This window comes from Micromonospora sp. NPDC049114 (assembly GCF_040648635.1).
Classification (GTDB): domain Bacteria; phylum Actinomycetota; class Actinomycetes; order Mycobacteriales; family Micromonosporaceae; genus Micromonospora.
In genome coordinates this window covers 239,052-258,204 of sequence record NZ_JBEZEA010000002.1, presented here as the reverse complement: position 1 = coordinate 258,204, position 19,153 = coordinate 239,052, and the positions used below count along the sequence as shown (strand labels likewise).

12 protein-coding genes are annotated in these 19,153 nt (G+C 73.1%); 7 read left to right on the top strand and 5 right to left on the bottom strand.

Annotation, left to right across the window (positions count from 1 at the left end; genetic code table 11):
• Nucleotides 1-55 precede the first annotated feature (55 nt).
• Entirely contained in the window at nt 56-1,354 is a 1,299-nt protein-coding gene (locus AB0B39_RS08815; protein WP_234582473.1) for a sugar ABC transporter substrate-binding protein, read from the bottom strand.
• A gap of 237 nt (nt 1,355-1,591) precedes the next feature.
• Between AB0B39_RS08815 and AB0B39_RS08810 the strand changes: the two genes are divergently transcribed.
• Together AB0B39_RS08810 and AB0B39_RS08805 are read left to right on the top strand one after the other, a co-directional pair.
• The gene (locus tag AB0B39_RS08810; protein ID WP_357573907.1) at nt 1,592-2,794 is read left to right on the top strand and encodes an ROK family transcriptional regulator; all 1,203 of its coding nucleotides are present in this window, start codon (nt 1,592-1,594) and stop codon (nt 2,792-2,794) included.
• A 442-nt stretch (nt 2,795-3,236) separates the two neighbouring features.
• A complete protein-coding gene (locus tag AB0B39_RS08805) occupies nt 3,237-5,876 on the top strand; it encodes a discoidin domain-containing protein (protein ID WP_357573906.1) in 2,640 nt (879 codons plus the stop codon).
• 110 nt (nt 5,877-5,986) lie between these two features.
• Here AB0B39_RS08805 and AB0B39_RS08800 read toward each other — a convergent pair whose 3' ends face one another.
• Nucleotides 5,987-7,309: an FAD-dependent oxidoreductase gene (locus AB0B39_RS08800; RefSeq protein WP_357573905.1), complete on the bottom strand. Its 1,323-nt coding sequence runs from the start codon at nt 7,307-7,309 to the stop codon at nt 5,987-5,989.
• Nucleotides 7,310-7,443: 134 nt separating this feature from the next.
• On the opposite strand from AB0B39_RS08800, the gene AB0B39_RS08795 reads away from it, so the two are divergent.
• Together AB0B39_RS08795 and fxsT are read left to right on the top strand one after the other, a co-directional pair.
• Complete coding sequence (locus AB0B39_RS08795) at nt 7,444-8,685, top strand: TIR-like protein FxsC (RefSeq protein WP_357573904.1); 1,242 nt, start codon at nt 7,444-7,446, stop codon at nt 8,683-8,685.
• A gap of 12 nt (nt 8,686-8,697) precedes the next feature.
• Nucleotides 8,698-12,609, top strand: coding sequence for an FxSxx-COOH system tetratricopeptide repeat protein (fxsT, locus tag AB0B39_RS08790; RefSeq protein WP_357573903.1), 3,912 nt, complete (start codon nt 8,698-8,700; stop codon nt 12,607-12,609).
• A gap of 357 nt (nt 12,610-12,966) precedes the next feature.
• On the opposite strand, the gene AB0B39_RS08785 is transcribed toward fxsT, so the two are convergent.
• The 3 genes from AB0B39_RS08785 to fxsA are packed head-to-tail and all read right to left on the bottom strand — an operon-like array spanning nt 12,967 to nt 16,081.
• Nucleotides 12,967-14,661, bottom strand: a complete 1,695-nt coding sequence (locus AB0B39_RS08785; protein ID WP_357573902.1) for an HEXXH motif-containing putative peptide modification protein — start codon at nt 14,659-14,661, stop codon at nt 12,967-12,969.
• Nucleotides 14,658-15,887 (bottom strand): FxsB family cyclophane-forming radical SAM/SPASM peptide maturase, encoded by a 1,230-nt coding sequence (locus tag AB0B39_RS08780; RefSeq protein WP_357573901.1) that lies wholly within the window; start codon nt 15,885-15,887, stop codon nt 14,658-14,660. Before AB0B39_RS08780 ends, AB0B39_RS08785 begins: the two co-directional genes overlap by 4 nt.
• Before the next feature lie 2 nt (nt 15,888-15,889).
• Nucleotides 15,890-16,081 (bottom strand): FxSxx-COOH cyclophane-containing RiPP peptide, encoded by a 192-nt coding sequence (gene fxsA, locus AB0B39_RS08775; RefSeq protein ID WP_234582465.1) that lies wholly within the window; start codon nt 16,079-16,081, stop codon nt 15,890-15,892.
• Between the two features lie 279 nt (nt 16,082-16,360).
• On the opposite strand from fxsA, the gene AB0B39_RS08770 reads away from it, so the two are divergent.
• From AB0B39_RS08770 to AB0B39_RS08760, 3 genes are all read left to right on the top strand, one after another.
• Nucleotides 16,361-16,714 (top strand): YciI family protein, encoded by a 354-nt coding sequence (locus AB0B39_RS08770; protein WP_357497169.1) that lies wholly within the window; start codon nt 16,361-16,363, stop codon nt 16,712-16,714.
• 2 nt (nt 16,715-16,716) lie between these two features.
• Nucleotides 16,717-17,925, top strand: coding sequence for a sigma-70 family RNA polymerase sigma factor (locus AB0B39_RS08765; protein WP_357573900.1), 1,209 nt, complete (start codon nt 16,717-16,719; stop codon nt 17,923-17,925).
• An 88-nt stretch (nt 17,926-18,013) separates the two neighbouring features.
• Entirely contained in the window at nt 18,014-19,147 is a 1,134-nt protein-coding gene (locus tag AB0B39_RS08760) for a glutamate--cysteine ligase (RefSeq protein WP_357573899.1), read from the top strand.
• Nucleotides 19,148-19,153 lie beyond the last annotated feature (6 nt).

Here is a 19,153-nt window from a genome sequence, read left to right as displayed (position 1 = left end):
GGCGGTGGCCGTGGTCGGGCTCGTCGCCCGACCACGGCCACCGGCGCTGCGTGGGTCAGCGCATCTTCTGCTGCGCGTCGGTCAGCTTCGCCTTCACCGATGCCTCGGTGACCGGCTTGCCGCTCGCCGCGTCGGCGAACAGCTCCTTCATCGCGGTGCCGACCAGGGTCTCGAAGGTGCTCTCGTCGGGCACCTGCGGCAGCGGGGCGGCGGTGGTGACAAGCGTCTCCTGGATGCTCTTCTGCTCCGGGGCGCTGAACGCCGGGTCGGAGGCGGCGGTCTTGACCGCCGGCAGCGACCCGTACGTCTTGTTGAGGATCGTCTGCTCCTCGTCGCTGGTCATGAACTTGACGAAGCTCAGCGCGCCGTCCTTGTTCTTGGTGTGCTTGAAGACCGCCATGTTGATGCCGGCGACCATGCTGTTGACCTTCTTGCCGCCGGCCGGCGGGCTGGCCAGGAACGGCACCGGGGCCACCCCGTACGCGTCGGCGGGCATGTTCTGCGTCTTGAGGTTCGAGCCGGCGGACTGCCAGAGCAGCATGGCGGCCTTGCCGTTGGCGAAGTCGGAGACCGACTGGTTCTGCGCGTACTCGGCGTTGCTCGGGTTGGTGATCTTGTCGGCGGCCATGAAGTCGATGTAGCGCTTGATGGCCGAGACGTTCTGCGGGGTGTCGAAGGTCGGCTTGCCGGCCGAGTCGAACCACTCGCCGCCGTACTGCTGGCTGAAGGTGAAGGCGTGGTGCGCGTTCTCCGACGGGTTGGCGCCCTCGATCGCCAGGCCCCACTTGCCGCCCTTGGTGAGCTTCTTGCCGTACTCGGAGACCTGCTCCCAGGTGGTCGGCGGCGCGGTGATGCCGGCGTCGGCGAACGCCTTCTTGTTGTAGTACAGGCTGTACGCCATGCTGTAGAGCGGCACGGCGGCCGGCGGCTTGCCGGGGGCGCCGGCGGCGGCGAGCGCGGCGGGCACGATCCGGTCCTTGCCGCCCACGGCCTGCAGGGTGGCGTCGTCGAACTCGACGAGCGCGCCGGTGGCCTGCAACGACGCCGACCAGGTGTTGCCGATGTTCACCACGTCCGGGCCCTTGCCCGACGCGGCGGCGGCGAGCAGCCGGTTGAGCAGGTCCGACCAGGGGACGACCTCGAGGTTGACCTTGATGCCGGACTGCTTCTCGAACTTGTCCAGCTCCGGCTGGAGGGTGGTCTTGTCGACCTCCAGGCTGGCGCCCTGGTTGCTGGCCCAGTAGGTGAGGGTCTTGGGCGATGCGGCGGAGTCGTCGCCGGAGCCGCCGCAGGCGGTCAGCGATGCGGCGGCCAGTACGGCGGCGGTGAATATCCCGAGGTGTCGTCTCGACACGGTCAGCCCTTCCGGTGCGTGGTGGGGGTCCGCCGACCGCCGTCGTCGATAGGGGTGCGGCGACGGTTGCCGGCTGCGGACGGGGTTTCTCCGGATGCGCCGTCGGGGGTCCGTCGGCGTTTCCCGGGAGTTACATCACGGCTTAATGAATGTCGTCATTAAAGTTGCTGGCAGGTGGGTCGTCAAGCACGGTGCGGTTACAGTCGCCACCAACGGCCGACGGGAACGAGGTGACGAGTGGAGCTGGCGCGTGCCACCAACCGGAGCGTCCGGCTGCGCAACCGGTCCGCCCTGCTGACGAAGCTCTTCCTCGATGCCCCGCTCACCCGGCAGGACCTGGTGCGCAGCACCGGGCTGAGCCAGCCGGCGGTCAGCAACGTGGTGGCCGATCTGATCGACGAAGGCATCGTCGCCGAGGCCGGTGCCGCCGAGTCCGACGGCGGCCGCCCCAGCATGCTGCTGCGCGTCGCCCCCCGGTACGCCTTCGTGATCGGCGTGGACGTCGGCGAGACCCGGGTCCGGGTGGAGCTGTTCGACTTCGCGATGACCCTGCTCGCCAGCATCGAGTACCCGCTCGACCCCGCGCGCACCGAGCCCGACGTGGTGGCCGGGCACGTGCTGGCCGGCATCGAGGTGGTTACCGGCAAGGCCCGGGTGGCCACCGCCGACGTGCTCGGCGTCGGCATCGGCGTCTCCGGCGTGGTCGAGCAGGGCGTCGAGGCCGTCGTGCACGCCCAGGCCCTCGGCTGGGACCGGGTGCCGCTGGAGCGGCTCATCGGCGCCGGCACCGACCTGCCGCTGCACATCGACAACGGCGCGAAGACCCTCGGCCAGGCCGAGATGTGGTTCGGCGCTGGGCGCGGCGCCCGGCATGCCGTCTTCGCCCTGGTCGGCTCCGGCGTGGGCGCGGCAGTGGTGACCAACGGCGCCACCTACCGGGGCGCGTCCAGCAGCGCGGGGGAGTGGGGGCACACCACCCTGGTGTACGGCGGCCGGGCCTGCCGGTGCGGCGCGCGCGGCTGCCTGGAGGCGTACGTGGGGGCGGAGGCGATCATCGACCGCTACCGCGAGGCGCGTCGGGGTCGCGCCGTGCCGGGCGAGGACGAGGAGTCGCAGCTCGCCGCGCTGGTCAGCGCCGCCGATTCGTCGGCCACCGCCCGCCGGGTGCTGAACGACACCGCCGGCTACCTCGGCGCGGGGGTGGCCAACCTGATCAACCTGTTCAACCCGGAGCGGGTCGTCCTCGGCGGCTGGGCGGCGATGGCGCTGGGCGACCTGCTGCCGGCTGTGCGCGAGGCCGCCGGTCGGCAGGCGCTGCGCCAGCCGTACGAGCAGGCGTCGATCGAGCTGTGCCGCCTCGGCGTGGACGCGGTGGCGCTGGGCGCGGCGACCCTCCCGATCGCCCGCTTCCTCACCGAGGGCGGCGTCCGCCGAGCCTGACCGCCCAACCCGCCCCTTCCTCGCCCGCCCCTTCCTCGCCCGCCCCTTCCTCGCCCCTCCCTCCGCGCCGGGCCCTTCCGCGCCGGTGATCAAGAGGTTTGCGTCATCCGGGGCGCGATTTTTGACCCGAACCTCTTGATCACCGGGAGCGGCTACCGGGAGCGGCCACCGGGAGTTACCGGGAGTTACCGGGAATGGTCGGGGCGGGGTGCGGGGGGCGGGGACGGTGGGCGGGGGTGGGGAATTACACAAAACCTGATCCTCGGGATAAATAACGAAGTTATAGATCGATGTCTTGACGCCGTCGCAATCTCGCCGCAACACTCCTACGAGAGCGCTCTCCTCCCCGCGGCGTCGCATCGGCGGCTCCACCCACGGCACCACGGGCGAACACCGATCCCCACCCTCTGGCGTCCGTAACGCCCTATCGACAGGCGATGTCATGACATCTCGTGCTACATCCGTACGCCCGCGTCCCCGGCGGCGGACCGTCCGGCACCTCCTCACCGGTGTCGTCGTGGCCCTGGTGGCGGCCCTGACCCCGGCCGTGGCCAGCACCGGCGCGCAGGCCGCGCCCACCCTGCTGTCGCAGGGACGCCCGGCGACTGCCTCGTCCACCGAGAACGCCGGCACCCCCGCGTCGGCAGCTGTCGACGGCAACACCGGCACCCGCTGGGCCAGCGCCTTCAGCGACCCCCAGTGGCTCCAGGTCGACCTGGGCGCGCGGGCCACCATCAGCCAGGTCAACCTGCTCTGGGAGGGCGCCTACGGCCGCGCCTTCCAGCTCCAGACCTCGGACGACGCCGCCACCTGGACCACGATCTACTCGACCACCACCGGCGCGGGCGGCACCCAGAACCTGACCGTCACCGGCGCCGGCCGGTACGTGCGCATGTACGGCACCGCCCGGGGCACCGGCTACGGCTACTCGCTCTGGGAGTTCCAGGTCTACGGCGAGACCGGCGGTGACACCTCCACCTGCGGCAGTGCCAACGTGGCGCAGGGCAGCCCGGTGACCGCCTCGTCCACCGAGAACGCCGGCACCCCGGCGTCCGCCGCCGTCGACGGCAACACCGGCACCCGTTGGGCCAGCGCCGCCAGCGACCCGCAGTGGCTGCGCGTCGACCTCGGCAGCACCCGCACGATCTGCCGGGTGACGCTCACCTGGGAGGCCGCGTACGCCCGGGCCTTCCAGCTCCAGACCTCCGCGGACGGGTCCACCTGGACCACCATCTACTCGACCACGACGGCCACCGGTGGCACCCAGAGCCTCACCGTCACCGGCAGCGGTCGCTACCTGCGGGTGTACGGCACGGCCCGGGGCACCGCCTACGGCTACTCGCTCTGGGAGCTGGCGGTGAACACGACCGGCGGCGGCACCACCGAACCCCCGGTCGGCACCACCGACCCGTACAACCCCAACCTCGGGCCGAACACGTACGTCTTCGACCCGGGCACGCCGACGTCGACGATCCAGAGTCGACTGAACACCCTCTTCACCCAGCAGGAGACCAACCAGTTCGGCCCGCAGCGCTACGCCGTGCTGTTCAAGCCGGGCACCTACACCGCCGACGTCAACCTCGGCTTCTTCACCCAGGTCGCCGGGCTCGGCATGAGCCCCGACGACGTCAACCTCAACGGCCACGTCCGCACCGAGGCGTTCTGGATGGGCGGCAACGCCACCCAGAACTTCTGGCGGGCCGCGGAGAACCTCTCGGTCACCCTGCCCGCCGGGCAGACCGTGGAGCGCTGGGCGGTGTCGCAGGCTGCGCCGTACCGGCGGATGCACCTGCGCGGCGCGCAGAACCAGATCCAGCTCTGGAACGGCGGCGACGGCTGGTCCAGCGGCGGCCTGCTGGCCGACACCCGCATCGACGGCCTGGTCGTCTCCGGTTCGCAGCAGCAGTGGTACTCCCGCAACAGCGAGTTCGGCAACGGCTGGACCGGCTCGGTGTGGAACATGGTCTTCCAGGGCGTCGTCGGCGCTCCGGCGCCGAGCTTCCCCAACCCGTCGCACACGGTCATCGCGCAGACCCCGCAGGTGCGGGAGAAGCCGTTCCTGTACGTCGACGGCAGCGGTGAGTACCGGGTCTTCGTGCCCGCCCTGCGCACCAACTCGACCGGCACCAGCTGGTACAACAAGACCCCCGCCGGCTCGTCGATCTCGCTGTCGCAGTTCTTCGTCGTGCAGCCCGGCACCAGCGCGGCCACCATCAACGCCGCCCTCGCCCAGGGCCGGCACCTGCTGTTCACCCCGGGCGTGCACCACGTGACCGAGCCGATCCAGGTCAACCGGGCCGACACGGTCGTGCTCGGTCTCGGCCTGGCCACCATCCAGGCCGACAACGGCAGCGTGGGCATGCGGGTGGCCGATGTGGACGGCGTCAAGGTCGCCGGCCTGATGTTCGAGGCCGGCACGACCAACTCGCCGGTGCTCATGGAGGTCGGGCCGTCCGGCTCGGCGGCGAGCCACGCCAGCAACCCGACCTCGCTGCACGACGTGTTCTTCCGCATCGGCGGCCCGCACGTCGGCAAGGCCACCAACACGCTGACCGTCAACAGCGACAACGTGATCGGTGACCACATGTGGCTGTGGCGGGCCGACCACGCCGCCAGCGGCGTACCGACCGGGTGGACGTTGAACACCGCCGACACCGGGCTGACCGTCAACGGCGACAACGTCACCATGTACGGCCTCTTCGTCGAGCACTACCAGAAGTACCAGACCGTCTGGAACGGCAACGGCGGCCGGACGTACTTCTATCAGAACGAGCTGCCGTACGACGTGCCCAACCAGGCGGCCTGGATGAACGGTTCGACCCGGGGCTACGCCGCGTACAAGGTCGCCGATTCGGTAACCAGCCACGCGGCGTGGGGGCTCGGAAGTTACAGCTACTTCAACGTCAACCCCGCGGTGGTCGAGGAGCACTCCTTCGAGGTGCCCGTCAACCCGAACGTGCGATTCACCAACATGGTCACCGTCTCGCTCGGTGGCGTCGGCACCATCAACCGGGTGATCAACAACGCCGGTGGCACCGCGAACGCGGCCAACCAGACGGTGTACCTGACCACCTACCCCTGACCGGGGCGCCCGCGCCGGCCCGCTCGCACGAGCGATCGGGCCGGCGCGGGTGGCACCCAGGGCCGAGCCGGCCCGGTCCCGCCGAAGACCGGGCCGGCCACGGTCCTGCCTCAGTACGCCAGCACCTCGGCCGCCGCGCGCTCACCGGCGCGTACCGCCCCCTCCAGGTAGCCGGCCCAGCGGGTCGCCGTCTCGGTGCCCGCCCAGTGCACCCGCCCGACCGGCGCGCGCAGCCGCGGCCCGTACGTGCGCCACGCCCCCGGAGTCAACACGCCGCCGAAGCAGCCCCGCGTCCACTCGTCGGCCGACCAGTCGTACTCCACCAGCGCCACCGGATCCGCCGCGCGCGGCCCGACCACGGCGGCGAACGCGTCCAGCACGCACTCGCGCCGTCGCGCCGGGGACATCTCCCGCAGCGCGGCGGCGTCGCCGGCGTAGCTGAACCCGGTCAGCACTCCGCGCGGCGAGGTCGGGGTGGAGTTGTCCACCGTCTCGGTGAGCGGTCCGGCGCTGCTGGTGGACACGCCGGAGCGCCCGTCGGCACGCCAGAACGGCTCGGCGTACACGGCGTGCACCTTCCACGCCGACCCCATCGGCATCCGCTGCGTCAGGCCGTCGCGCACCGCCGGCAGCGGCGGGTCGTACCGGATCCGCCCGGCCAGCGCCGGCGCCAGCGCGACCACCACGGCGTCGCCGTCGACGCGCCCGTCGTCAGTGCACACCGTCACCCCGTCGGCGTCCTGCCGGATCGTGCGCACGGCGACGCCCAGCCGCAGCGTCTCCGGCGGCAACCCGGCCGCCATCCGTTCGGCCAGCGCCGGTGGGCCGCCCACGATCCGGTCCTGCTGCGCGCCGCCGGCCATGCCCAGCAGTGGCCCGGTGCCGCCCGCGCTGCGCAGGTAGAACAGCAGGTGCAGCAGGGACAGCTCGTCCGCTCCGGTGGCCAGCAGCCCGCCGGCCAGCAGCCGCCCCAGGTAGTCGGCCGTGTCGGTGTCCCCGGCCGTGGCACGCAACCAACCGCCGAGCGTCGTCGCGTCCCACCGCGCGGCCTCCGGCGCCCGCCACGGCTCGGCCGGGTCCAGGACGGAGGCGTACTCGTCGAGCAGCCTGAGCACCCGGGCCACCTGCGCCGGCGGATCGGGTCGCCGCCCGCCGGCCCACAGCACTGTGGACGCGCCGACCGCCGCCGAGGCGAAGGTGACCAGGCCGTGCTCGGCGACCAGCGCGTACATCCGGTCCTGGGTCGGGCCGATCCACTGGGCGCCCAGGTCGAGTTGCGTGCCGTCGGGCAGCCACCGGGTCAGCACCCGCCCGCCGACGCGGTCCCGGGCCTCCAGCACCCGCACGCGCGCGCCGGCCCGGTGCAGCGCCGCGGCGGCGGCGAGACCGGAGAAGCCGGCGCCGACCACGACCACCCGGATGCCCTCGGACACGGCCACGGTCTACCCCAAAGCGTCGGGCATATGACTCTGCGCGGGCCAGCGGCGATGATCGCGGCCCGGGTGAGGTGGCATCGACGGTCCTATACTGTGCCTACCGGTCGTGGAACCCGTGAGCGGAGGCGGGCGTGCCACTCTTTTTCCTGAGTTACGCCCAGGAGGACAACCGCAACAGCCAGATCCAGGAGTTCTTCGTCGATCTCAGTGAGGCCGTCGCCGGGCTGGCCGCCCTCCATTGGGACGAGGCAGGGTTCATCGACGGGCACATCCCGCTCGGCAGCACCTGGCCGGACACCCTGTCCGACGCGTTGTCCACCAGCGCCTGCCTCATCGCGCTCACCTCGCCCCGGTACGTCGTCAGCGACTACTGCGGCCGGGAGTTCCAGGTCTTCGTCGACCGGATCGACGAGCACGAGCGGCAGTTCCGCGTCCGTCCACCCGCGATCGTGCCGGTGCAGTGGCTCCCGTGCGACCGGCTGCCCAAGGCGGTCGCCGGCTTCCAGTACCGCAACTTCCACACCGGCACCGCCTACGCCCAGGACGGCCTGCTCACCCTCAAGCAGCGCAAACGGCACGAGGACGACTACAAGGACTTCGTCGACGCGCTCGCCCGGCACATCGTGCAGACCGCCCGCGACCACACCCTGCACCGGCCGGCGCAGCGTCCCGTGCTGTCCAAGGTGACAAGTGCCTTCGACCGGCCGACGCGGCCGCAGGCGCACCACGGCCCGAGCGTGTCGACGACTGTGCAGCGGGCCACCAGCGCCCGGCACGTGCACATCGTGCTGGTCGCCGGCAGCTCCGCCGAGCTGGCCGGCAGCCGGCCCGGCGCCGAGGAGCGCTACGGCGCGGTCTCGCGGGACTGGCGGCCGTACCGGCCCGAGCTGGAGGTGCCGATCGGCAGCTGGGCCGGGGCCATCGCCACCACCAAGAGCTACGGCTGGACGGTGGAGGACGCCGAGGAGCTGGCGGCGGTCCGGGAGTGGGCGCGGGCGCACAACCAGATCGTCGTGCTGGTGGTCGACGTCTGGTCGGCCGACCTGCCGCGTTACCAGGTCAGCCTGATCGGCTACGACCGGGACGTGGACTCGCCACGGGCGCCGGTGCTGGTGCCGTGGACGGCCGCCGACGACGCCGCCGCCGGCGGCAACCGCAAGATGTGGGACACCCTGGCCCGGGTGCTCCCGCATCACGTGCTGCACAACACCCGCGACGTGTGGCGCACCGAGATCGCGACCTCCGCACGCTTCCAGGAGGAACTGGAGGACGTGCTGGTGGTCGAGCAGGGCCGGATCTACCGCACGGGCACGGTCTACCAGGAGCCGCCCACCGACGGCTCCGGTCTGCGCCCGATCCTCGAAGGTCCCTAGGGGAGGCACGCCATGGCGGTGAACGAGACGGCACGCGGCCAGATCGTGACCTTCTACTCGTACAAGGGCGGCACCGGCCGCACGATGGCGCTGGCCAACGTGGCCTGGATCCTGGCCAGCCAGGGGTTGCAGGTGCTGGTCGTCGACTGGGACCTGGAGTCTCCGGGCCTGCACCGCTACTTCCACCCGTTCCTGCGGGACAAGGAGTTACGCGCCACCCCCGGCGTCATCGAGATGATCTGGGATTACTCGATCGCCACGATGCAGCGCAACCGTGACGAGGACTCCCAGGAACTCCTCACCGGTCACGCCAAGATCCAACGTCGTGCGGTCTCGCTGAACTGGGACTTCAGCCACGGCGGCGTGATCGACTTCGTGGCCGCCGGGCAGCAGGACTCGGCGTATTCGCGGCTGGTGAGCACCTTCGACTGGGCCAACTTCTACGAGCGCCAGGGCGGCGCGTCGTTCATCGACGCGGTCCGGGCACAGATGCGCACCGAGTACGACGTGGTGCTGATCGACAGCCGCACCGGTCTCAGCGACGTCGCCGGCATCTGTACCGTCCAACTGCCCGACCTGGTCGTCAACTGCTTCACCATGTCCACCCAGAGCATCCGCGGCGCGGCGGCGGTGGCCCGGTCCATCCGCAGCCAGCGCCCGGACGACCCGCCGCTGCTGCTGCCGGTGCCGATGCGTGTGGAGGACGCCGAGCTGCGCAAGTTGGAGACCGGCCGAGACCTGGTCCGCGCCGAGTTCGCCCCGTTCCTGGACCACCTCTCCGACGCGGCGGCCGCCCGCTACTGGAACACCATCGAGGTGCCGTACCGCACCTTCTACGCGTACGAGGAGATCCTCGCCGCGTTCGGCGACCGGCCCGAGCAGGTCGGCACCCTGCTCGCCGCGTACGAGCAGCTCGCCTCGGTGATCACCGACGGGCGGATCACCCAGCTGCACCCGATCGGCGAGTCGGACCGTCGCCGCTCGCTGGCCGAGTTCGAACGGAGCCGGCTCACCGCCGAGCAGGCCGTGCTGCTCAGCTACGCCTCCGCCGACCGGCTCTGGGCCGAGTGGATCACCGACCAGTTGGAGGACGCCGGGTTGCGGGTGGACCGGCGCGCGCTGGACGTGCCGCTGCTCGCCGGCGGGCGGGCCGAGTTCGACCGGGCGGTCAGCGGTGCCAGCCGGGTGCTGGCCGTGCTCACGCGGCACTACGCGAGCACCCCCCTCGCGGGTGAGGTGTGGAAGAGCGCCACCGGCCGCGACCAGCTCGGCGGCGGGGGAGTGCTGGTGCCGCTGCGGGTCGACGAGTCGCGGCTGACCGCCCCGTACAGCGAGCACAGCCCGGTCGACCTCACCGACAGCGACCCGTCCACGGCACGGACCCGGCTGCTGGAGGCGGCGGGAACGGCGACGGTCACGGCCGGCGGCCGCGCGGTCGGCCGGTTCCCCGGCCCGTTCCCGGCGATCTCCAACGTCCGCCAGCACGGCACGCCCTTCGTCGGCCGCGCCGCCCAGTTGGAGGCGCTGCGCGACCGGCTCACCACCTCGCCGGACTCGGCCACCCAGGTCGTGCACGGCCTCGGCGGCGTCGGCAAGACCCAGCTCGCCGCCGAGTACGCGCTGCGCTTCGGCCGCGACTACGACCTGGTCTGGTGGATCCCGGCGGACAGCGAGGACCGCATCCGCGGCGGTCTGGCCGACCTCGGCCAGGCGATGGGTCTGGGCACGGGCGGCGGCGCCGAGGCGGCCCGCCGGGTGCTCGACACGCTGCGCCGCGCCGGGCCCGACCGGCGCTGGCTGATCGTCCTGGACAACGCCGACAAGCCCACCCGCGCCACCCGGGCGCTGCTGCCGCAGGGGCCCGGCCACGTCCTGCTCACGACCCGCGACCAGAGCTGGAGCGAGTACGCCACCGCTACCGAGCTGACCGTGTTCGACCGCGCCGAGAGCGTCCAACTGCTGCGCGACCGGGTCCGCGGGCTCACCGACGCCGAGGCCGCGCAGGTGGCCGAGAAGCTGGGCGACCTGCCGCTCGCCGTCGAGCAGGGCGCGGCGTACCTGCGGGCCAGCGCCATGCAGGTCGAGAAGTACCTCAGTTCGCTGGACACCCCCGGCCTGCTGCGCATCCTCGACGGCCGGCAGTCCGCCGGCTACTCCAAGGCGCTCGCCGCGACCTGGCTGTTCACCCTCGGCCAGTTGCGCGAGGAGAAACCGGCGGCGGCCCGGCTGCTGGAGCTGTGCTCGTTCTACGCGCCCGAGCCGATCCCGGTCGCGATGCTCACCGGCGACCGCTTCGCCAGCTTCATGGCCCCGATCGACCCGACGCTCACCGACCCGATCCTGCAGGGTCTGGTCACCGCCGAACTGGGCCGCTACGGCCTGGCCCAGGTCGACGCGGAGAACAACTCGGTGCGGATCCACCGGCTGGTTCAGCTCGTCATCCAGGACCAGTTGGACGATCCCGACCAGGCCCGCCGGGAGGCGCAACTGTTGCTCGCCGCCGCCAGCCCGCGCGACCCCGACAAGCCGGTCAACTGGCCGCGGTACGCCGAGCTGTGGCCGCACGTACGCCCCAGCGGTCTGCACCTGTCCACGATGGACGAGGCCCGGCAGCTGGTCGTGGACATCGTGCGCTACCTCTACCGCCGGGGTGACTACGACACCAGCCGTGCGCTGGCCGAGGAGTCGCTGTCCGCGTGGCGCGACACCGACGAGGACGACCCCACCACGCTGCGGATGCGCTTCCACCTGGCGAACGTCCTACGCGCGCAGAGCCACTTCGACCGGGCGTACGAGATCGACCGGGACGTCTACGACCGGCAGCGGCGGATCTTCGGCGAGGAGCACCTCTACACCCTGATGACGGCCCGCAGCCTCGGTGCGGACCTGCGCGCCCAGGGCCTGTACCACGAGGCCGAGGCACAGGACCGGCGCACCCTGGAGCTGAGCGTGCGCAGCTTCGGCGACGACAGCGGTCGTACGCTGACCGCGGAGAACAACCTCGCCGTGTCGCTGCGCCTGGTCGGCGACTTCCGGGGCGCCGCCGCGCTCGACCAGCACATCCACGAGCGGCGGCGGGACCGCTTCGGTGAGGAGGACCCGTCCACCCTCGCCTCGGCCAGCAACTACGGCCGCGGCCTGCGCGACACCGGCGAGCTGTGGCGGTCGCACAGTGTCCTGCAACGCACCTACGCCACCCAGCAGAAGGTGATCGGCGCGGACCATCCGGAGACCCTGCGGACGGCGAAGGAGTTGGCGCTGACCCTGCGTCAGCTGGGGCGCTTCGCCGACGCGCACCGGCTGATCGAACGGACCGTGGTCCGCTACCAGCGCACCCTCGGCGGTGAACACGCCGACACGCTCTCCGCCGAGATGGCCCTGGCCACCACCTGGTCGGCGGTGGGCGACAACCAGACCGCCCTGCGGGTGGCACGCCGCCTGCGCGACGGCTACAACGAGGTGCTCGGCGAGTCGCACGCCATCACCCTGGCCTGCCTGAACAACCTCGGCGTGCTGCTGCGCAAGCAGGGCGACCACACCCAGGCCCGCGAGCTGTCCCAGCGGGTCCGTGACCAGTTGCTGACCAACCTCGGCGAGCGGCACCCGCACACCCTGCTGGCCACCCTCAACCTGGCCAACGACCTGTTCGCCCTCGGCGACGGCGACAACGCCCTGCTGCTGGACACCACCGCGTACGTGGAGCTGACCCGGGCGCTGGGCGCCGAGCACCCGGACACGCTCTCCGCCTCGGTCAACCTGGCGCTGAGCCGGCAGGCCACCGAGAGCGAGGCGGACGCCGGCCGGGCCCTCTACGACGAGGCGTTCGGCCAGTTGGTACAGCTCTTCGGCGGTGACAACCCCCGGGTGACGCAGGCCCGCCAACGCGAGCGCTCCAACGCCTACATCGAGCCGGCGCTGCTCTGACCCGCCCCGCCGTCCCGCCCCGCCGCCCCGCCCCGCCCCGCCGCGCCGTCCCGCCCCGCCGCCCGCCGTCTCGCGCTGCCGTCCCGCGCCGTACCGGGGCCGCCGTCCTGTGCCGCCGCCCGCCGCGCCGTCCCGCGCGGCCCCGCCTCGACGGCGTCGCGGTCCCGCCTCGGACATCTCTCGTGCGTCCTTTGCTCTGCTTCACTCCACGCAACACCGCTCGGCCGCGAGTGTTGCGCCCGTTGAAGCAGAGCAAAGGACGCAACTGCCCCTGCCCCCTGGCCTCGCGACCGGGCCGGGGCAGGCCGGGGCAGGCCGGGGCGGGGCGGGGCGGCGTTACTGTCCGCAGCCGACAGGTCAGGCGGGCTGCGCCAGCCAGGTCGCGAGCGCGAGCGGGTCGGCGTCGGGGAGCGCGTGGCTCAGCGCCCGCACCAGCTCGGGCCGGCTGGTCAGCACCCCGGCCGCGACCGGCTGCCCGGTGTGGTGGGCGGTCAGGGCCAGCCCCACCCAGGCGTCGACGTCCCCGCAGTCGGCGGCGACACGTCGCCGGTACCCGGCCAACGCGTCCTCGGCGTTGCCCGCCGCGTACGCCTGGTCGCTCGGGCTCGACCCCGGCGGCCCGCCGGAGCCCAGGAGCCGATGGCGGACGGCGCCCTCGGGACCGCTGCCCATGGTGAGGGCGGGACGCGGCGCGGCCGGGACGACCGTCGACGCCTGGCGACCGGTCTCCGGCGGCAGGCCCTGTCGCCACGCGTGCGCCAGGCGGGCGACCTGGTCCGGGTCGGGGAGCAGGTTGGCCAGGCCCCAGCGCACCGCGCTGGCGTCCGCCACGTCCCGCACGGCCGCCTCGACCGCGCCGTCGACCGGGTCACGCCAGCCGCGCAGGGTGCTCGCCATGTCTGCCACGAAGGACCGGCCGGCCGCGGTCAGCTCGTCCGCGTCGGCGAGCTGCCGGACCGCGCGGATGGTCTGCTCCCGCCAGTACGCGTACTCGAACGCGGCGGCGGTCCCCTCGTGCCGCCGGCAACGCCACACCTCGGCCACCCCCAGGTGCGCGTACGCGCCTTGCAGCAGCGCGCCGACGGGGCGTGGGTCCAGTCGCCAGGGCGCCCGGTAGCGGGCCGGCCCACCCGGGCGGTGCAGCGGCACCAGATCGGAGAGCGCGCCGAGTTTGGTGTGCTGCAACTCGTGCACGAGCAACAGCGCCAGGGTCGGCGCGTCGGCGGGCACCGAGAGCGCGATGGCACCGAGAGCGTCCCTGCTGGTGGCGCTCACCGGGTTGCCCGAGGGCGGCGGTCGCAGCGGCACGAGTGTGCGCAGCAGCCCGGCCAGCGCGTCGGCGTGCGCCGGAAGATGGGCCCGCAGCCACCGCCCGGCCTCGGCGGTGAGCCGGGTCAGCCGGTCGGCCGACACGTCGTCCAGCCGGGGTGCCGACGGCCGGTGGTAGCAGTCGCGCCACGGGTCCTGGTCGTCGACCAGCACCTCGACCGCGTCGAACGGTGTGGTCCGGCGTATCGGCAGCCAGCCGATTGCGCCGCCACCCGCGTCGAGTAGCCGGCCACCGCCCGCCTCGATCCGTACGCCCTCGTCCGCGCCGCTGCCGATCCGCACCGTGCCCGCCTCGCCGGTGAGCCGTACCGGGCTGTCGAAGGGCAGGCCGGTCGCCGCGCCGACGGTGGGCAGGGACAGGACACCGTCGCCCGGGCGGGGCAGTGTCAGCGTGAACGTCAGGCCGGCGCGTGTCGCCGCGGCCGCCGCGAGGGCGGCCAGGTAGGCGGGGCCGGCGGCGCCGTCGAGCGCGGCGCGGGCCCATCCGGTCACCGGTGGATGGGTCAGCACCGCGGCGACCGTTGCCGGGTGGGCGTGCTCGGCGCGGGTGAGCAGCTCCAGACTCTGCCGGACCAGTGGCTCGCCACGGCAGGCGCGGGCGGCGGCCACGGTCAGCAGCCGACGGCGACCGAGCTGCCCGCCCCGCAACACCGCGATGGTGGAGGCGTCGCCGTGGCCCTGGGCCAGTCCGGCGAGCTGCGCCGCCGACAGGGGGCCCGTCACGGGCGTGCCACAGGCGTCGGCGCGCTCGCCCCGGCGACGCGGCGGCGCAGCGCGTCCAGGTCGGCGGTCACCACCGCCCGCACGTGCTGGATCAGCCGCAGCAGGTCGGCACAGTAGACGGACGGGTGGGTGAAGCCGGCGCCGTCGCGGAAGCGGTGCGCGTACAGGCCGCCGCCGCAGACGTCGACGACCGGGCAGGCCCGGCAGGCCGCCGCGAGCGCCGCGGTCCCGGTGGGACGCCCGGCCAGCGACGGGTGACGCAACGCCTCGTCGAAGCTGTGCCGAAAGACGTCGAAGCCGGTCCGCATCGCCGACGCGGTGGTCGTCTTGAGCGTGTCGGCGCCCTCGATCGTGCCGTCGGTCTCGATCGTCATGACGTCCGGCTCGGCGGCGCCCAGCGCCTGGGTGCCGCTGCGTCCGCCCAGCAGCAGCACGATCAGTGACTCGAACAGTCGGATGCCGGTACGCCGAGGGGTCTCGGCGTACCAGCTGTCGAAAATGGCGATCAGCCAGTCCGCGTACGGGGTGGCGGGGTCGTCGGGGTGGCGCCCGGGTGGGGGAATGCTCCAGTTGCCGTGCGGCAGCAGCAGATCCAGTCGGGGCGGGTCGAACTCCCGCAGGCCCTCGTAGACGGCGATCGGGTCGTTGGCCAGGTCGACGGTGCACAGCAGACCTGCGTAGCGGGCCCGGTGTTCGGGTCGGGCCAGCAGGCGCAGCGCGGCGGCCACCTCGGCGAAGCTGCCCCGGCCGTCGGCGTGGCGGCGGTGGCGGTCGTTGGCTACGCGGTCGCCGTCCACGCTCACCCCGACGTCGATGCCGTGCGTGTGGCACAGGTCGAGCGCCGCCTCGTCGAGCAGGAGCCCGTTGGTCTGCATCGCCACGTCGAGTGCGACGCCGCAGGGCATCGCGGCGCGCAGTGTGCGTACCGTCCGGTCGAGCACGGCGGGGCCGGCGAGCAGCGGCTCCCCGCCGTGCAGCACCACCCGGACCCGGTCGGTGCCGTGCCGGGCCACGTGGGCGGCGAGCCGGTCGGCGACCCGGCTCACGGTGCCGGGTGCCATCACCCGTGGCCGGTCCCGCCAGCCCTGGTCGGCGTGGCGGTAGACGTAGCAGTAGTCGCAGGCCAGGTTGCACCGGGAGTGGACCTTCAGCACCACCTGACGGATGCGGGGCGCGGCCACGGCAGGGCGGTGTCGGGTGGCCGACGGCGGGGCGTCGGCCGGCACGGTCAGAAGCTCGACTCGAATGCCGACACGTCGCCGGGCCGGCCCGGCTCACCCTCGGCGGCCAGCGTGCCCAGCACGTGGGCCAGGACGCCGTCACCGGCGCCGGCCAGCAGGTCCGCCAGAGGGACGTCGCCGAGCTGCACCAGAGCGGCGCCGACAGTGCCTCCGATGGGTGGCTGGTCGTGGTCAGCCACCGTGGACCGTCCTTCGGTCGAAGACCGGCACCTGAGTCACCGCTGCGCTCACTCCGCCTTTCTACACCATCGCACCCGACCCCGGACGGCACGACACCGCGGCCCGTACGCGCTGGCCACCGTGCCGTTACCTGGCGTACGACAGGGCCGCCCGGCGCGGCGTGGCACACCCGGTGGCCGGGACCGCCGATTTTTCCGGCCGGCCTGTCGAGATGGGCGCTGGTCGTTCGTGTGGAGGATGAGAGGTCGGCGTCGCGCCGGCCGTCACGAGGAGGAACGATGACGCTCTACCTGCTCAGCATGCACCAGCCGCAGGGTGGGGTGCCGGAGCCGGAGTTTCTGGCACAGGTGATGCGCGAGGTCGGTGAGCTGCGCGACGAGCTGGCAGCCGCCGGGTCCTGGGTCTTCGGTCAGGGTCTGCACGGTCCGGAGACCGCCACGGTGCTGCGCGCCCGCGACGGTGACGTCCTGACCACCGACGGACCGTTCGTGGAGGGCAAGGAGTACCTGGGCGGCGTCACCATCATCGACGTGCCGGACCTGGACGCCGCCCTGCACTGGGGTCGCCGCTACGCGCTGGCCACCACCCTGCCGATCGAGGTCCGCCCCTTCCGGGCCGGGGCCGGAGACTGACCGTGCCCGACGTGGAGGCGGTGTTCCGCGCCGAGTACGGCCGCGCGGTCGCCGTGCTGGTGCGCCTTCTCGGGGACATCGACCTCGCCGAGGAGGCCGTCCAGGACGCCTTCGCCATCGCGCTGCGACGCTGGCCGGACAGCTGCCCGCCGCCCAGCCCGGCCGGTTGGATCATCACGACGGCCCGCCACCAGGCCATCGACCGGCTGCGCCGGGAGGCGACCCGCGCGCACCGGCACGCCCAGGCGGCCCTGTTGTACGCCGCCGACCCGCCCGACGAGGAGGGGCCCGTGCGCGACGACCGGCTACGTCTGATCTTCACCTGCTGCCATCCGGCGCTCGCCCCGGCCACCCGCGTCGCGCTCACCCTGCGTCTGCTCGGCGGTCTGCGCACCGCCGAGATCGCTCGCGCGTTCCTGGTGCCGGAGGCGACGATGGCGCAGCGACTGGTCCGGGCCAAGTCGAAGATCCGCAACGCCCGCATCCCGTACCGGGTGCCGCGCGACGCCGACCTGCCCGACCGGCTGCACGCCGTGCCCGCCGTGCTGTACCTGATCTTCAACGAGGGGTACACGGCCAGCGCCGGTCCGCACCTGGTTCGAGCCGAACTGTGCGTCGAGGCGATCCGGCTGGCCCGGCTGCTCGTCGAGCTGATGCCGGACGAGCCGGAGGCGTCGGGCCTGCTCGCGCTGATGCTGCTCACCGAGTCCCGCCGGGCCGCGCGCACCTCGGCGGCCGGCGAGCTGGTGCCGCTTGGCGAACAGGACCGGGACCGGTGGGACCGCGCCCTGATCGCCGAGGGGCAGACACTGGTGCGTCGCTGCCTGCGCCGCGACCGGCCGGGGCCGTACCAGATCCAGGCCGCGATCGCCGCCGTGCACAGCGCCGCGCCGCGCGCCACCGACACCGACTGGCGTCAGATCCTTGCCTTGTACGACCAGCTGACGGTGGTCGCCCCCGGTCCGGTGGTGGCGCTGAACCGGGCTGTCGCGCTCGCCGAGGTCGCCGGCGCGGCCGTGGCGCTGGCCGAGGTGGACCGCCTTGATCTGCCCGGCTACCACGTGCGGCACGCCGTGCGTGCCGACCTGCTGGCCCGGCTCGGCCGGGGCGGCGAGGCCGTCGAGGCGTACCGGACGGCCGCCGCGTTGACGGACAACGCGGCCGAACGGGCCTTCCTCGACAGTCGGGCGGCGGCGGTGTCGGCGCTCTGACCGCGCGTTTGCCGACGGCCCGGGCCGGGAAACCGAGCCGCCCGGCCGGGGTGTCCACCCGTGGCCGCAGCAGCGGATGGAGGCGGCCATGGCGTATCGTCCGACGACCGTCGACACCGTGCCCGACATCGGCACCCTCACCCTCGGCGTCGAGGAGGAGTTCCTGCTCCTCGACCCGCACAGCGGCCGGAACCTGCCGGTGGCCGACCAGGTGCTGGCCGCGCTGCGCGGCCCGGCCCGCGACCAGAGCCGCCAGGAGTTCCGGCACAGCATGGTGGAGATGGTCACCCCGGTCTGCGCCGATCTCACCGAGCTGCGCACCCACCTGGTGACGCTGCGCCGCTCCGCCGTCGAGGCCGCCGCAGCGGCCGGGGCCCGGCTCGTGGCGGTCGGCGCCACCCCGGTGGCCGAGCCGCACCGGACGGTGCCCGACCGGCCGCGCTACCACGCGATGTCCCGGCGGTACGGGCCGGTGGCGCACGACCCGGCGGTCTGCGGCTGTCACGTGCACGTCGGGCTGCCGGACCGGGAGCTGGCCGTGCAGGTCTGCAACCACCTGCGGGTGTGGCTGCCGGTGGTGCAGGCGATCACCACCAACTCGCCGCTGCACGACGGGTACGACACCGGCCACGCCAGCTGGCGGTCGATGCAGTTGGAGCGCTGGCCCAGCATCGGGCCGACGCCGTACTTCGACTCGGTCGCCGACTACGACCGCACCGTCGACGAGCTGATCGCCGCCGGCATCATGCTGGACGCGGCGATGGTCTACTGGTACGCCCGGCCGTCGTCGGCGTACCCGACGGTGGAGGTCCGTGTCGGTGACGTCTGTCCGACAGTGGACGACGCAGTGCTGGTCGCCGCCCTGGTCCGCAGCCTGGTCGCGACACTTGCCGACGACGTACGCGCCGGTGCGCTCGCCCCACCCGTGCGCGACTGTCTCGTCGCCGCGGCGCACTGGCGGGCGGCCCACGACGGCCTGGACGGCGAGCTGATCGACCTGCGCGCCGGCGGCACCCGACCGGCCTGGGACCTGGTGGACGAGCTGATGGCGGCGATCGCCCCGGCGCTGCTGCGCCACGGCGATCTCGGCTACGTGCTGGCCCAACTGGCCCGGCTGCGCCGCGACGGCACCGGCGCGACCCGACAGCGACGGGTGCTGGAGCACACCGGTGACCTGCTCGCGGTCATCGACGACCTCGCCGCGCACACCGCCGCCGGCTGACGGGCC